General features: G+C 39.2%; 10 protein-coding genes. 6 read left to right on the forward strand and 4 right to left on the reverse strand.

Annotation, left to right across the window (positions count from 1 at the left end):
* Positions 1-3 precede the first annotated feature (3 nt).
* The gene (locus B5D77_RS11545; RefSeq protein ID WP_008206956.1) at positions 4-825 is read left to right on the forward strand and encodes a nucleoside triphosphate hydrolase; all 822 of its coding nucleotides are present in this window, start codon (positions 4-6) and stop codon (positions 823-825) included.
* Between the two features lie 95 nt (positions 826-920).
* Here the strand turns inward: B5D77_RS11545 and B5D77_RS11550 are convergent, their stop codons facing one another.
* The 3 genes from B5D77_RS11550 to B5D77_RS25845 all read right to left on the reverse strand — a co-directional run bounded on the left by B5D77_RS11550 (position 921) and on the right by B5D77_RS25845 (position 1,966).
* Entirely contained in the window at positions 921-1,121 is a 201-nt protein-coding gene (locus B5D77_RS11550) for a hypothetical protein (RefSeq protein WP_002735656.1), read from the reverse strand.
* 343 nt (positions 1,122-1,464) lie between these two features.
* Positions 1,465-1,674, reverse strand: a complete 210-nt coding sequence (locus tag B5D77_RS11555; protein WP_039900674.1) for a hypothetical protein — start codon at positions 1,672-1,674, stop codon at positions 1,465-1,467.
* Between the two features lie 136 nt (positions 1,675-1,810).
* Positions 1,811-1,966 (reverse strand): hypothetical protein, encoded by a 156-nt coding sequence (locus B5D77_RS25845; protein WP_157221777.1) that lies wholly within the window; start codon positions 1,964-1,966, stop codon positions 1,811-1,813.
* A 12-nt stretch (positions 1,967-1,978) separates the two neighbouring features.
* On the opposite strand from B5D77_RS25845, the gene B5D77_RS11560 reads away from it, so the two are divergent.
* On the forward strand, positions 1,979-2,881 hold the full coding sequence (locus tag B5D77_RS11560) for a helix-turn-helix transcriptional regulator (RefSeq protein ID WP_106908860.1): 903 nt from the start codon (positions 1,979-1,981) through the stop codon (positions 2,879-2,881).
* 100 nt (positions 2,882-2,981) lie between these two features.
* Here B5D77_RS11560 and B5D77_RS11565 read toward each other — a convergent pair whose 3' ends face one another.
* Positions 2,982-3,500 carry a hypothetical protein gene (locus tag B5D77_RS11565; RefSeq protein ID WP_008206982.1) on the reverse strand — a complete coding sequence of 173 codons (519 nt, stop codon included), beginning with the start codon at positions 3,498-3,500 and terminating at the stop codon, positions 2,982-2,984.
* Positions 3,501-3,784: 284 nt separating this feature from the next.
* Here B5D77_RS11565 and B5D77_RS11570 point away from each other — a divergent pair, with 284 nt between their 5' ends.
* The 4 genes from B5D77_RS11570 to B5D77_RS11585 all read left to right on the forward strand — a co-directional run bounded on the left by B5D77_RS11570 (position 3,785) and on the right by B5D77_RS11585 (position 15,934).
* Positions 3,785-4,048 carry an acyl carrier protein gene (locus B5D77_RS11570; protein ID WP_008206984.1) on the forward strand — a complete coding sequence of 88 codons (264 nt, stop codon included), beginning with the start codon at positions 3,785-3,787 and terminating at the stop codon, positions 4,046-4,048.
* 62 nt (positions 4,049-4,110) lie between these two features.
* Positions 4,111-5,910 (forward strand): NAD(P)/FAD-dependent oxidoreductase, encoded by a 1,800-nt coding sequence (locus B5D77_RS11575; RefSeq protein WP_008206987.1) that lies wholly within the window; start codon positions 4,111-4,113, stop codon positions 5,908-5,910.
* 113 nt (positions 5,911-6,023) lie between these two features.
* Entirely contained in the window at positions 6,024-10,757 is a 4,734-nt protein-coding gene (locus tag B5D77_RS11580; protein WP_106908861.1) for a type I polyketide synthase, read from the forward strand.
* A 77-nt stretch (positions 10,758-10,834) separates the two neighbouring features.
* Positions 10,835-15,934, forward strand: a complete 5,100-nt coding sequence (locus tag B5D77_RS11585) for a type I polyketide synthase (RefSeq protein WP_106908862.1) — start codon at positions 10,835-10,837, stop codon at positions 15,932-15,934.
* The last annotated feature ends 7 nt before the right edge of the window (positions 15,935-15,941 follow it).

Consider the following 15,941-nt stretch of genomic DNA (forward strand, 5'->3'; position numbering starts at 1 on the left):
CCTATGACTATAGCCCTCGATCGCTTACCCCAATCTTGGCAGGATTTAACCAATCGTTTAACTTATAAGTATTTTCAGATACGCATTGATACACCCAAAGACCCCTATAAAATTCTCTTTCGTCCCCAACCCTATCAGGTTTTATTTATCCTTAGCCATATGCGATCGGGTTCGTCTTTATTAACCCATATCCTCAATTCTAATCCCGAAATTATCGGGTTTGGCGAAACTCATCTGGTTTATGAGAGTGAACAGGATTTTAAAACTTTAATGTTTAAACTCTACTGGCGTTTGCAAGATTTAAACATGAATCATAAATATATTTTAGATAAAGTTCTTCACGATCAGAAATTTTTAGACCATAGTTTTTTGCAATCTGATGCGGTTAAAACCATATTTTTACTACGAGAACCGCAGCGCACTTTAGCCAGTATTCTAGATATTAAACCCCATCAAAATGAGCAGCACGCCCTGGGTTATTATACCGGTCGTTTAGCCACCCTAGAAAGTTATGCTCGATTAATTAACAGCAAAGAAAAGAGTTTATTTATCACCCACGACCAAGTATTAAACCAAAGTCAATTGGTCTTTAATAGTTTACAGAGTCATCTCGATACTAAAACAGGATTTTCTGAAGAATATCGAGTTTTAAAAACCACTGGTACTCGCGGTATAGGCGATTCTTCCGAGAATATCAAAGCGGGTAAAATTATTAAACAAGCCAGAAAATTAGATATAGAAATTTCCGACGATGTTTTAACCCAAGCTCAAAAGGCCTACGATCAATGCTACGAAACCCTCAGCAATTATTGTCATTGTATCTAAGCTGAATTGGGGATTGGCAATAGCGTTGATTCTTTCCTCCGCGTCCAAAAAAAAAACCCTAACTCAACTCTAAGTTGAGCCTTTAGCCAGTCCGATTAGCCTTCAATATTAGCAATTGTAAAGCCCATCTGACACTCGTAGAGATTGGGCTGTTGGCTTCCTCCTTTGCCCAAGGAGTGACCACAGCCTAGTTTACCCTCTCGCCACCGGGGTTGCCCCTGCTGGTTGGCTAAAAGACAGCCCTGACAGACAGAACCCGTATCGAGAATGTGTTCGTCGGTTAAAATCACTAACATGACGTTCACCCCCATTAATCTCTGATTTGTCTCTATTGTAAAAGGTTTTTTCTGAGATGTAGTGGCGCGCTATACATTCCGCTACTTTTTGGCTTTTTTTCGCTTGGACTCTTCTTATGGAGAAGATTAGACCTGGAAAATGTATAGTGATTAAAGCCGACCTACGACCCCCAACCTCCCCATGTTTCTACTGCTCGACTTCTGGCGAGCTAAAAGAAGGGCTCTCCCAGCTTTGGTGGGTAAAATGTATTATAAGATACATTTCTCAAGAGCGAGGGGGTGGAACGAACCACAAAGACACAAAGGACACAAAGATCGATCGATCCTATGTCAATTAAACTTATCACACAGAACCTAGAAGAGCCAAAGAAGACCTCTTAACCAGCAGTCTCCCAATTTGACCAAAATCTAACCAGCAATTATTCGCGTCAATGATGTGGCCAACAACTTGTCTTGACTGCTCATCAGCCTCCTTGGCAGCAACAAGCTCATTCCCGATGACATGGGCAGAGATTTTGTCGACATTTTCTCCCTCAGAGAAGAGTTCGCGCATAACATTCGCCAACTAACTCAAATTTTTGCTCAAATTGGGAGTCACTCTGTTACCTCACCTTGAAAGGGCTGGTATTTTGACTTACGCCCCTTCCTCTTTTGAGACGTTGTGACACTTAGGGTGCGGAATGTGGGTTTTAAAAATTTGCGGAAAGACGCATCTCCGCTTGTAGATCAAAATCAAGCTCAATAATTTCCTTGTCAAGAATTAAGAAGATGAGGAAATCAGTTTTGTCGGTGATGGAGTGAAAACCATCTTTTGTGGTCAAAAAATTATCTATTTTAGAAATCATAGGAACGTTCTCATGCTTTTAACTCCAAACTTTAACCCTCTTAACTCCCTTAACTTCTCTGATTCTACCACTAACTTTCTTAATTCCGGCCCTCGGCAAGAAATAGGTGAATCCACATCTATTATTCAATATTTAATCAATCAAATCCCTGAATCTGTATTGTGGATCGATTCTCAAGGACGGATTAAGCATTACAATGATGCTGCTTGTGCTTTATTGGGATATTCCAGAGAACAATTATCTAATTTGACTATAGAAGAAGCTGCTCAAGATTTTTTAAACTCAGATTGGTCTAGATACTGGAAATTAATTCAACGTCGAGGTTTTGGACGTTTGATCAGACAACATCCTTATTATGAGGATCATCAATCCCTCGATATTACGGTTAACTTTCTCAAATATGGAGATCAGGATTATATAAGCATAGTAGCTCGTTCTTTAAATTTTCTAGAATCTGAAAAAGATGGCTACGCTTGCAGAATTCATCCTTCTGTTAACTCAAAACAAGCTCCTCAATCGTTGATACAGCGTTCTTCTAACCCTCAACCGAATTTCTTTGATTCTTTGGCTTCTTTCTACCCTGATAGTTCTCAATTAAAAACTGTTTTTGAGTTTATTGAGGCAAATTATAGTCAACCTATTACCCTCAATGATGTGGCTGGATCGGCTGGTTATTCTCCTGCTTATTTAACCAATTTAGTTAAGCGTCGCACCGGTAAAACGATTATTCATTGGATTGTGGAACGAAGAATGCTAGAAGCCCAATCCTTGTTACTGAAAACCCATGAGTCAATTACCAAAATTGCCGCCACCGTTGGGTTTACTGACCCCTATTATTTTTCCCGTCGCTTTAGTCAGTTACATAAAGTATCTCCTAAACGTTGGCGAGAAAAATATCAAACTCAAGTAGCTTAAATGATGGCTGAGTTTTAGGTTTTAGCTTCTAAGTATTTAAACTTTACACCTTACATAATCATGATTGAGGTGGGCATTGCCCACCTTATTAGTACTTAAATTATCCCTGTTTGATGGCAGGAAAAGAAGGAGATTGACGAGAGAGTGAAAGGGTAATACCTAGTTGGGATAAATCAACCATTTTATCTTTTAGAATAAACCCTAAGCCATATTTTTCTACCACAGGAAGCGGTAATTTGGCGGCATGACTATAAACCACTCTAACGGTATCTTTGCTTCCTTTATTGGGTAAATTATTAGGTTTTTGTTGAACAGATTTACCTAAAAACTGGAGAGAACTACAGGTTTTATTTGCTTGTTGGGCAATTTGGAGAAATTCAGAAATTGCTTGCTCTAATTCCTGTGTCAAGGCATTAATCTTCTCACCAACTTCCAACAGTTGATACTCCTGTTTAGATAACAGTTTTTCTAGCTTATCTTGCAGTTCTGTTTCAAGGCGTACAACGGCTGAAGTTAGGGATTCTTGCAGCATTTGCGGAGATTTATGGGTGGTTTTAATCGGTTGAGCAGTGGAAGAAATCTCTGTAACAGATGGGTTAAGAACATGAGTATCTATCATAATTTTTACCTAGTAACTAGCAACTTGATTTTGTTACCTTTTATTGTACGAAAAAGGAGTTTAAATTTAATGGATAATATTTTGTATTGTCTGTTAGCTTTTTCAATGATTTTTGTATGGTAAAAATGTACTAAATTTGAATATAAAAAATAGGAATAAAAAAAATCCAGTTTTGACGAAAAATAAAACATGGCTGATCAATGGGTAGAGGAATAAACTAGGAATATAAGTTAAGCAATCTTAGTTTGCTATAACACTTTTTTCACGTTAAAGGAACTTAACCCATGATGACGACTGTTCAATCTCCTTGTACCGTTGAAGACATTCAAAACTGGCTCGTTGATCAGTTTGCTCAACAACTCGATGTTGACCTTGATGACATTGATATTGAAGAACCTTTTGATAATTATGAACTCGACTCACGAAAAGCGTTAGTTTTATTAGGACGCTTAGAAAAATGGCTCGGAAAGGAATTAAATCCTGTGGTCATTTTTAACTATCCCACCATTGCTGAATTAGCAACCCGATTAGGGGAATTATATCTTTAACTTTTTCTTGTATTCTTTCTCATTCACTCTATTCCTCATCACATTTTAGGAGAATTTGACCAATGGTTGCTACTAACACTAATGAGTATGATGTTGTGATTATGGGAGCAGGTTTTGCGGGAGTCTGTCAAGCAAGACACTTACTTCTAAATGTTCCCAACATTAAAATTGCACTGATCGATCCTCGTCCCGAAGAAAGAACCGATAAAGACCTCAAAATTGGCGAATCAATGGTGGAAATTGCCACCTTATTTGTTTGCAAAGAATTGGGACTATATGAGTATATGATCGAAAATCATCCCCCTAAATATGCTCTTAATTTTCATTGGGCAAAAGATGCAGATAAAACTGACACCATTGATGATTATTATCACATTTGGGCGAATCGACAATTTCCCCTTGGCACGTTTCAAATGAATCGGGCAAAGTTTGAACGGGATTTGCTCAAAATGAATAAGAAAATGGGAGCAAGTTTCTATCAAGGCCGTGTGGTTGATGTGGACATTACTCCTACTGATGAGATGCACACCGTCAAAGTTAAAATGATTGACGGAAATTATCACGAACTGAGAGCAAAACACCTTGTTGATGCAGCAGGACGTAAGTTTATTATTGGCCATAAAACTGATAACGTTATTGTAGGTGCAGATAATTTATTTGGAGTTGATACGGGATCGGCTTGGGTACGGGTTAAAAATATAGATCGCACCATTTTTCATGATGGTTATGACCCTTATGGAGCAACTTGTAGCCATTATTATGCTACCAATCATTGGTTTGGTCATGGTCATTGGTTATGGATGATTCCCACAGAAAAAGACTCCCAAGAAATCTCTATTGGAATTGCTCAACATCGCAGTGTTATTGCCAACGGTCAAATTAACACTCAAGAGAAGTTTTATGCTTTCCTAAAAGCCAATCACAATCTACTTTATCGCTTAGTTACCTCTGGCGAAAATGTCGATTTTCATTATCTTCCTAGAGTTTCCCATACTAGCAAAACGATGTTTTCTCAAGATAATTGGTATGTAGTTGGAGATGCTGCTTGTATTTTTGATCCCTTTTACTCTTTGGGAACAAGTATGATCGCTTTTGCGATTGAAAGTATCACGGAAATTATTCGTTCTCAACTTGCAGGAGAAGCGGATACAGAAGAAAAACGGGCTGCTTACAATGACTTTAACCTTACCTATACTCGATTGAATAATCATCTCATTGAACACCATGATAAACAATTAGGTCATGCTAGTATCATGAGTTGGCGTATTTATGCCGAATATATGTGGTGGTTTGGGATTCAAATTCCCCTTTATGTCGGCAAATGGCATTTAGATACTGGCTTTATTTCCCGTTATGTGCCAAAAGTTCAAGCGGATATAAAAGGATATTGGCATCATCTCTATGAACAATTTAACCAATTAGTTGAGCAGAATAAAAATATTGGTTTTATGGATGCTCATCGTACTGATCAATTAATCTGGGGTTATCATACCCTCAAACACTTCGATGACTTTATCGAAAACACTAAATTTGAACCAAGACGGTGCAATGTTTTCGCTGGAATTAAAGCGACCAGTTTTTATACAGCAGTTTGGTATGCAAAGTTCCTCTGGAAAGGATTTGGTTTTTCAGCTTTTCTCAATCCCAAAAATCTGTCCTATCTGTTTGGACATCTTAATGGCGCAGTTCAATCTGCCATTACGGAAATGGTCTATAAATATTTGACTCGTAAGCTTTCTGATAATAGCCAAATTGAACAAATGCGTCAAGAATTTACCCACTATCGTTATCGTCCTCAACTGAATTCTTGGCTAAAAGAAGAAGTGAAAAGATCGCCCGAAAAAATACCTATTATTGTCTAAATTTGGGTTAATCACTTAGGCATAGGTAAAAGATAACATCAAAAATCACAAGATAGCATCTTTTCCCTTTAACCCTACGCAATTACTGTCTATTAATTACGGATATCTCAACTATGAAACCTATTGCAATTATTGGTATTGGCTGTCGTTTTCCTAAAGCGAATAATCCTCATGAATTCTGGCAATTATTATCAAAGGGAATTGACGGAATCACCGAAATTCCTAAGGAGCGCTGGAATATTAATGAATATTATGATGAGAATCCCGAAACACAGGGGAAAATGAATTCTCGTCATGGGGGATTTTTATCGCAAGTTGATGGTTTTGATCCTAATTTTTTCGGGATTTCTCCTAGAGAAGCCTTATTAATGGACCCTCAGCAACGCTTACTCTTAGAAGTAGCTTGGGAAGCCATTGAAGATGCCGGAATAGCACGGGAACAATTGGCAGGATCGAAAACAGGTGTATTTGTGGGAATTGCCACAAACGATTATAGTCGCATTCATGCAGGATATAGCCACCAACCCCAGGGCTATGATTTAACAGGAAACTGCACAAATATCGCAGCCGGTCGTCTTTCCTATCTTTTTAACTTAAAAGGTCCTAGTTTAGCGGTAGATACGGCTTGTTCTTCCTCTTTGGTCGCAGTGCATCTCGCTTGTCAAAGTTTATGGAATGATGAGTCTTCAATGGCGATCGCAGCAGGAGTTAACCTGATTTTATCCCCTATTGGTAATATTGCGTTAAGCAAATTGAAAGCCTTGTCTCCTGATGGACGTTGCAAAACCTTTGATGAAAGCGCCAATGGATATGTGCGAAGTGAGGGAGTCGGTTGTATTATTCTCAAACCGTTGGCTCAAGCGATCGCAGATAAGGATTCCATTTATGCGTTAATTAGAGGAACTGCTATTAATCATGATGGACGCAGCAAGGGGTTAACGGTTCCTTATGGACCGGCACAAGAAAGCTTGATTCGATCAGCCTTGAAAAATGCCGAAATTGAGCCAAAAGAGCTTAATTATGTGGAATTGCACGGGACTGGAACATCTTTAGGCGATCCCATCGAAGCGATAGCCTTGGGATCTGTGTTAGAAGAAGGACGAGACAAGGATAATCCTTGTTTGGTGGGATCGGTAAAAAGTAATATAGGACATCTCGAAGCAGCGGCAGGAATTGCCAGTGTGATTAAGATGGCACTTTCCCTAAAAAACAAGCAAATTCCGCCCAGTCTGCATTTTAACAAGCCGAATCCTTATATTCCCTTTGATAAGTTACCCCTTAAGCTTCAATCATCTTTAATTACCTGGCCACAACAGGAAGCATCCGCCAAGGTGGGAATTAGTTCTTTTGGATTTTCGGGAACAAACGCTCATCTTATCTTGGAAGAAGCTAATTTATCTCACCCAGAACCAATTGCCTTAACTTTCCCTCATTTACTTCCTTTATCTGCCCATAGTCACGAAGCGGTCAGAGATTTAGCTCAAAATTATGAAGATTTCCTGAAAGATCAAGCTTTAACTCCTGAATTTGTCCAGAATCTTTGCTATAGTGCTGGTTTAAGACGGACTCATCATGCTCATCGTCAGGCGGTTGTGGTTCATTCTCCTGAAGAATTATTGAAGGGTTTAAAAGAGTTAGAAATGATTGATTTATCGACTCAATCTAAGCCTTCAAAACGTAAAACAAACATTGCTTTTGTCTTTTCTGGCCAAGGACCTCAATGGTGGGCAATGGGACGAGAATTATTAGCAACAGAACCCGTTTTTCGCTCTGTTATTGAACAATGTGATACTTTGATTCAAAAGTATGCTAACTGGTCATTATTAGCGGAATTTAATGCGTCTGAAGCTCTCTCTCGTTTACAAGAAACAGAAGTTTCTCAACCTGCTTTATTCGCTTTACAAGTTGGATTAGCTAAATTATGGCAATCTTGGGGGATTAATCCTAAATCTGTAGTTGGTCACAGCTTGGGAGAAGTTGCAGCGGCCCATTTTGCGGGAATTCTAACTCTTGATGAAGCTATTCATTTGATTTGTCAGCGCGGACAGTTGATGCAGCAAGCAACAGGAAATGGAAAAATGCTTGCGATTGAATTACCTGTTAATCAGGTAGAAAACTTAATAGCTGCTTGGGAAAGTAAATTAGAAATTGCTGCCATTAATAGTCCCTATTCAACGGTTGTATCTGGGGAGTCTCAATCGATCAATCAATTAATTGCTGAATTGTCCCAAAACCATCCTGATATTTTCTCCAAAGAACTCCCTGTTAATTATGCTTTTCATAGTCAACAAATGACTGACTTTGCGGATAAGTTAGTTAAAAAATTAGGATATCTTAAGCCTCAAAAAAGCACCATACCAATTTTCTCAACCGTAACAGGTGATCAACAAGAGGGGACATTATTTAATGCCGCTTATTGGGGACAAAATATGCGTCAGACGGTACGTTTTAACCCTGCTATTGAAGCAATGATTAAATCTCGTCATACTATCTTTGTTGAAATCAGCCCCCATCCTGTTTTATTGGGATATATTAAGAGTAGCTTGCGAGAACAAGATACTGAGGGATTTGTTTTACCCTCTCTAAGACGAGAACATTCTGAACGGGGAACGCTATTAAATTCTTTAGGAAAGCTCTACACTTGGGGACACTCGATTAATTGGGAAAAATTATATCCCGAAAATTGTCAGTTTGTTAAGTTACCGCTTTATCCTTGGCAACATGAATCTTATTGGGTCAGTGATGATAAACCTCGATTTAAGTCTGTTTCTTCTGCTTCTAGTTTACTTAATCTATTAGTTGAAGGCAAAACTGAACAACTAACAGAACAGTTAAATAAAAGTGATCAATTATCACCAGAAGTCAAGCAATTTTTACCCCAATTATTAAAGTTATTGGTGGGAGAAGATGCAACAATAGCAGGCAAGATGCCTATCCTACAGGATGTGAGTAAAAACTGTTATCAAGTGCAATGGCAACTCAGTCCTTTAAACTTAAAAAATAAGCATTGTCAAGGAGAACGGTGGTTAATTTTTAATGATAATCAAGGAGTCGGTAAAGCCTTAGCAACAACGCTAAATGATGCTTATATTTTGGTGTCTTCTGGTCAAACTTATCAGAAGTTTGTGTCAGGTCATTATCAAATTAATCCTAATAATGTTAAGGATTTTCAACGGTTGTTACAAGATATAACTGAACCGATCACCAAAGTGGTCTATTTATGGGGGTTAGACAGCGATATTAACTCCCAAACCTCTCAAACTCGTTCTTATGCCAGTTTATTGTATCTAACACAAGCTTTAGCTCAATTTAAAACTAAAGAACCCCCTAAACTTTGGGTCATAACACAACAAGCACAATCGGTGAATGATGCTGTTAAACCGCTTAAAATAGCGCAAACTTCCTTATGGGGAATGGGTCAAGTTATTGCCCTTGAATATCCCAATTTATGGGGAGGATTGATTGATTTAGAAGAAAAACAACCATCGTCTCAAGCAATTATTGCTGAAATAACAGAAAATCTAGGAGAAGATCGCATCGCTTTTCGGGATCATCAACGATATGTTGCCCGTTTAGTACCTAATAAAGCAATAAAAAGCTCAAACATCAATTTTAAGAAGACAGAAGCCAGTTATCTCATTACTGGGGGCTTAGGCTCTTTAGGATTAAGTTTAGCAGATTGGTTAATTGAAAAAGGTGCCAATCATTTAATCTTAACCAGTCGGCGAGCCTTAGCTGACCATTCAAGGGATAAACAGGTAAAAATCAAAGCTTTAGAGGATAAAGGGGCTACTATTCAAGTAATTGCCGCTGATGTTAGTGATTATCAACAAACCCGTCAACTTTTTCACCAAATTCAAGAAAATTGTCCTCCCTTACAGGGTATTATTCATGCGGCAGGGGTTTTAAGCGATCGCACCATTGACAAGATGGATTTCGATTGTTTTGAGAGCGTATTTAATCCTAAAGCAGCAGGGGCGTGGAATTTACACCAACTTTCTCAAGATTTATCCTTAGATTTCTTTGTTTGTTTCTCTTCCATGTCTGCTTTAATCGGATCACGAGGTCAAATTCACTATGCCGCTGCCAACCATTTCTTAGATGGTTTAATGCACTACCGTCGGGAGTCTGGACTCACAGGGTTAAGCATTAACTGGGGACCTTGGGCTAAAGGGGGAATGGCCACGCAAGGCTATGAAGAAGGCTTAAAACGCCTGGGAATCAATCCATTACAACCCAATTTAGCCTTAGACACCTTAGATTATCTGATTAACCATGATGTTACTCAAACCATGGTAGCAGAGATTGATTGGTCTAAGTTTAAAACGATTGTTGCAGCAAAAGGACGGGTGGCTTTCTTAGAAGCGTTATTCAAGCAAGATCAGGATAATTTTGGGCAAACGGTCGAGAATTTCCCTCGAACTCTCCAAGAAACCCCTCCCCACCGACGAGTCACCCTCTTAACCACTCGTTTACAGCAAGAAGTGGCGCAAATCTTAGGAATTCGTCGATCCAGCTTGCCCGACACTGATCAAGGGTTTTTTGAGATGGGAATGGACTCTTTAATCTCGGTAGAACTCAAAAATCGTCTAGAATCCCTCTTTTCTGTCACTTTACCTTCTACTTTTGCTTTTGAGTATCCGACTATTGGTGATGTAGCACGGTATTTTGTGCAAGAAGTTTTTGCTTGGGAATTAAATTCTGAGAATTCTGAGGTTTCTTCGGAAATAGGGTCAACTGATGCTGTAGAACTTAACCAAGTGCTTGCTGAATTGGAGTTGCTGTCACAAGCAGAAACAGAAGCCCTAATGGAGCGAGAATTGGCGGAATTAGAAGCATTACTTTAACAGTGAACAGTGAACGGTTATCAGTTATCTGAATAACTAACACCTCACACCTAACATCTAAGGAGTATTTTAACATCATGGAGTCTCATCACCAGAAAACAGAATTAACGCCGTTACAAAAAGCAATTATTGCGCTTAAAGAAGCTCGTAACAAGATTGAAGCCTTAGAACGGCAAAAAAATGAACCGATCGCTATTATTGGCATGGGGTGTCGTTTTCCAGGGGGTGCAAATAGTCCAGAGGCGTTTTGGGAGCTATTATCAAGGGGAAAAGAAGTAATTGTCCCTGTTCCTAGCCAAAGATGGGATGCGGAGGCTTATTATGACGAAAATCCCGATCTTCCTAACAAAACTTATGCTCGTTATGGCGGGTTTATTGACGCAGTGGATCAATTTGATCCGCAATTTTTCGGGATGACTCCCCGGGAGGCGATCGCACTAGACCCTCAACAACGATTATTATTAGAGGTAAGTTGGGAAGCGTTAGAAAATGCTGGAATTGCACCTCAGAAGCTGACAGGGACGCAAACAGGCGTATTTGTGGGCATTGGCTTGGATGATTACGCAAAACGGCAAATTAAGCAACAAATTCCCATTGATGCCTATACGGGATCAGGAAATGCGTTTTGTTTCGCTTCAGGTCGCTTATCCTATTTTTTAGGGCTACAAGGACCCAGTTTAGCCATTGATACCGCCTGTTCTAGCTCTTTAGTCACGGTACATCTGGCTTGTCAAAGCTTACGCAATAGAGAGTCAAATTTAGCTTTAGCAGGGGGAGTTAGTTTAATGTTATCCCCGGAGGTGACGTTATATCTTTCTAAAACCCGCGCTTTGTCCCCTGATGGTCGTTGTAAAACCTTTGATAAAGATGCAAATGGCTATGTGAGAGGGGAAGGCTGTGGAATAGTGGTCTTAAAACGCTTTTCTGATGCTATAAGCGATGGAGATAACATTTTAGGGGTAATTAGAGGCTCGGCGGTCAATCAAGATGGCCCCAGTAGTGGTTTAACGGTTCCCAATGGAGCGGCCCAAATGGCAGTTATTCGTCAAGCATTGGAGAATGCAAAAGTAAAACCCGAACAAATTAGCTATTTAGAAGCACACGGGACAGGAACAGCGTTAGGCGACCCTATTGAAGTGCGGGGGATTAACAATGTACTATGCAAAGATCGTTCCACTGATAACCCCTTAATGGTAGGTTCAGTAAAAACGAATATCGGCCACCTAGAAATTGCAGCAGGGATGGCCAGCCTATTAAAAGTCATTTTATCGCTAAAAAATCAAGAAATCCCCCCCCATCTTCATTTTAAAGAACTTAATCCTGATTTAGCGGCTGCCGCAACCGCTCTCAAAATTCCTACCTCTTCTCTGCCTTGGCAGCGAACAGAAGAACCTAGAAGGGCTGGAATTAGTGCATTTGGATTAAGTGGCACAAATGCCCACATTATCATCGAAGAACCGCCTCAATTAAGCTTTAATCCCTCTGAAGTGGATCGTCCTGCTCATTTACTCACTCTATCAGCGAAAAGCGACGATGCTTTAGATGATTTAGCGCAAAAATGGGTCAACTATTTAGAGAAAAATCCTCAATTAAACCTAGCAGACTTAGCTTTTAGTGCCAACACGGGACGAGGACAATTTAACCATCGTCTGGCAATTTTGGCAAAATCAACCCTTGAAGCCAAGGACTCTTTAACAGCATTTACGCAAAAACAACCTTGTTTGAATGTTTTCAGCCAAGCAGTTGCAAAAAGTCGTCAAAATAAGATTGCTTTCTTGTTTACAGGACAAGGTTCTCAGTATGCAGACATGGGACGACAACTGTATGAAACTCAACCCACCTTTCGTCATGCCTTAGAGGAATGCGATCGCTTATTGCAACCTTACCTAGAAAAGTCCTTATTAGAGGTTTTATACAGTGATTCTAGCTTATTAGACCAAACTGCTTATACTCAACCCGCCCTATTCGCCATTGAATACGCATTATATAAATTATGGCAGTCTTGGGGCATTAAACCTGATGGGGTTTTAGGTCATAGTGTGGGGGAATATGTGTCCGCTTGTGTTGCAGGGGTTTATTCTCTCGAAGAGGGAATCAAGTTAATTGCCGAAAGAGGACGCTTAATGCAGTCTTTACCCCAAAAAGGCGCAATGGCAGCCATATTTGCCCCTATTGAAACAGTAAAATCTGTTATTTCTCCTTATGGGGATCAAGTTGAGATTGCAACTATCAATAGTTCGGAAAATATTGTTATTTCGGGTGATAAGGAAGCGATTAATCAGATTAAAGCAGATTTAGAATCACAAAGCATTGAAGTGCGTCTGCTTAAGGTATCTCATGCTTTTCATTCCGGGATGATGCAACCGATATTAGGGGAATTTAAAGTGATCGCTGGTAAAATTACCTATAAAACACCCCAATTAGATTGGATTTCCACCGTCACAGGTGAAGAAATCAGCCAAGCAGTAACAGAGGACTATTGGTGTCAACAAGTGCGTCAATGCGTCCAATTTGCCCCGGCAATAGAAACCTTAGCCAGCCAAGGTTATAATCTATTTATTGAAATCGGCTCTCATCCGATTTTAACGAGATTGGGTCAAAAAACCCTAGCAAACCCTGATTATCTGTGGTTATCTTCCCTACAACGAGGACAGGATGATTGGCAAATTTTATTACAAAGTGTGGCGAAATTAGCCGTTTCTGGGGTTAATATTGATTGGAATGGCTTTGATAAAGATTATGCTCGTCTTCGTCTTCCTTTACCTACTTATGCTTTCCAAAAACAACCCTACTGGTTAACCGTAGAGGCGCCTGGTTTACGCCCAACCCAAGGGACAGAAACCGTAGAAGGGCAAGACTTACACCAAAGTCAAGAAACAGAAACTTTAGGGGTGCCTGGCTTGCGCCCAACCCAAAAACAAAACGAAATCAAGGCTGAAAGCTTAGAAAGTCAATTAATTGCCTTAATAAGTAAAATTACGGGTTTAAATCCTCAGCAATTGAGTTTGAATGTTTCCTTGGAAGCAGATTTAGGGTTAGATTCTATTATGATGACCCAATTAATGAATGGGTTACTATCATTAATTCCTGAAGAAAATCGTAGTCAATTTAGTGAAACCTTTTCCCTACGCCATTTAATGCAAGTCTCTAATCTTCAGGAATTATTAACGATTCTTGCCGATTGGCAACAATTAGAAGAAGACAATCAAGCAGAAAGCCTAGAAAGTCAATTAATTGCCTTAATAAGTAAAATTACGGGTTTAAATCCTCAGCAATTGAGTTTGAATGTTTCCTTGGAAGCAGATTTAGGGTTAGATTCTATTATGATGACCCAACTAATGAACGGTTTACTGTCATTAATTCCTGAAGAACAACGTAGTCAATTTAGTGAAACCTTTTCCCTACGCCATTTAATGCAAGTCTCCAATCTTCAGGAATTATTAACCCTTCTTCAATCTCATACTTCATCCCCGAAACCTCAAATATCGAACCCTAAACCACAAACCAAAAACCTCAAAACACAATCCTCGAATCTGGTTCCTATTCTCCATAGTCAAATTCCCTTGTTAATGAGTTATTGGAGTCTCAATTCTAATAGTTTATTTACTAAGGTTAAAATCGCAGGAGAATTTGACTTAAATATTGCTCAACAAGCATGGAAACTGTTAATTAATCGACATCCCATGTTACGGGCGCAATTTCAGATTCCAGAAGATGCCGCCTGCTTTGCAGAGTATCAATTAGAAGTGCTAGAAAATCCGATTCCTCCTGAAATTCTTGTTAAAGATTTCACCACTTTAACTCCTGAGGAACAAGGGGAAAAAATTGAAGAAGAAATCTATCATTGGTTAAACTATAACTGGTCCTTAACGCAATGGCCGTTGCATGGATTTTCTGTTCTTAAATTATCTGATCAAATTCATCAATTATTTTTAGGGAATGAACACTTAATTTCAGATGGTTTAAGTAACCATGTCATGATGCGAGAATTCTTGGAAATTTACCGCGCTCTAGTTGCTAAAGAAACGCCAAATCTTCCCCCTACATTGACTGTAGAAGATTATCGAAAACAGGTTCAATTAATGAACGATTGGCAAGATATTGAGGAAGATCGAGCTTTAGCAGAATACAATAATGCTGTGTCTGGAATGTCCTATCGTTGGCAACCTAAACAGCAAAAAAATGCTCAAAATCATCCTCTCTTTTACAACCAAAAGTATGTACTTTCAGCAGAAACTACCTCTCAATTAATCGACAAAACCCGTCAATGGCGAGTCCCGATGAATGCACTATTATTAGGTGCATTTATAAAAACTATGTCACAACTAGATTCAAAAGCTGAAAACATCGTAATTTCGATTCCCACCAGTGGACGAATTTACCCCGAAGTAGATGCAACAGGTGTGGTTAGTAGTTTTGCTCAAAATCTGGCATTAACTTTTGCTAAACCTCAATCTGATCAAGATTGGCCGACCTTTTTAAGCCAAATTCAGCAAATTGTACAACAACATATTGGCACTGGTTTAGATCGGGCGCAAACTCGTCAAATGGGAACAATTTTTCGAGATAATATTACCCTAGAAAATGGTAAAATCCCCCCCCATAGTCTTTATTTGATACAGGAGGCTTTAAAGTCTAATTTATACCTTCCTTATACGGGACAAACTCACCTGCAAACTCGGTATGATACTCTATCAATTACTGACTATCAAGCAGGAGGAATGAACGCCACTGGAACAATTGATATTTTGCAAGAAATCTTTAATAATCGTCTTCATTTATTTGCAAGTTACGATTACCATCACTTTGACTTATTGCTAATAGATCAATTAATGACAGCCTATGTCAGCCAAATTGAAGAACTAGCCAATTTACCCGTCCAGGATCAAGTTATTATTTATCATCCTTCATCTATTGCTCTTAATACAGAGATTGAAGAAATGCTACGACAAATAACTTCCGAAATTTGTCATTGGACAATTGAAGAAGACGAAATAAGTGATGATTTGGAGGCAGATTTAGGACTAGATTCTTTAGAACGCATTCGCCTTGTTACCAAGCTAGAAGGGATTTATGGCAAACAATATCGCCAAGACCTTTTAAATTGTCGTACCTTGCAAGAAATGGCGGTTATTTTAGCCCCATCTCAACCTTCAATACTCAACAGCTATGCGTAAAATATAG

The sequence above is a fragment of the Microcystis sp. MC19 genome (assembly GCF_003019735.1).
GTDB lineage: Bacteria > Cyanobacteriota > Cyanobacteriia > Cyanobacteriales > Microcystaceae > Microcystis.

Coding starts and splice junctions, on each gene's coding strand:
- B5D77_RS11570 (WP_008206984.1), top strand. CDS start 3,785: ATGATGACGACTGTTCAATCTCCTTGTACCGTTGAAGACATTCAAAAC.
- B5D77_RS11580 (WP_106908861.1), top strand. CDS start 6,024: ATGAAACCTATTGCAATTATTGGTATTGGCTGTCGTTTTCCTAAAGCG.
- B5D77_RS25845 (WP_157221777.1), bottom strand. CDS start 1,966: ATGATTTCTAAAATAGATAATTTTTTGACCACAAAAGATGGTTTTCAC.
- B5D77_RS11550 (WP_002735656.1), bottom strand. CDS start 1,121: ATGTTAGTGATTTTAACCGACGAACACATTCTCGATACGGGTTCTGTC.
- B5D77_RS11555 (WP_039900674.1), bottom strand. CDS start 1,674: ATGCGCGAACTCTTCTCTGAGGGAGAAAATGTCGACAAAATCTCTGCC.
- B5D77_RS11585 (WP_106908862.1), top strand. CDS start 10,835: ATGGAGTCTCATCACCAGAAAACAGAATTAACGCCGTTACAAAAAGCA.
- B5D77_RS11565 (WP_008206982.1), bottom strand. CDS start 3,500: ATGATAGATACTCATGTTCTTAACCCATCTGTTACAGAGATTTCTTCC.
- B5D77_RS11575 (WP_008206987.1), top strand. CDS start 4,111: ATGGTTGCTACTAACACTAATGAGTATGATGTTGTGATTATGGGAGCA.
- B5D77_RS11545 (WP_008206956.1), top strand. CDS start 4: ATGACTATAGCCCTCGATCGCTTACCCCAATCTTGGCAGGATTTAACC.
- B5D77_RS11560 (WP_106908860.1), top strand. CDS start 1,979: ATGCTTTTAACTCCAAACTTTAACCCTCTTAACTCCCTTAACTTCTCT.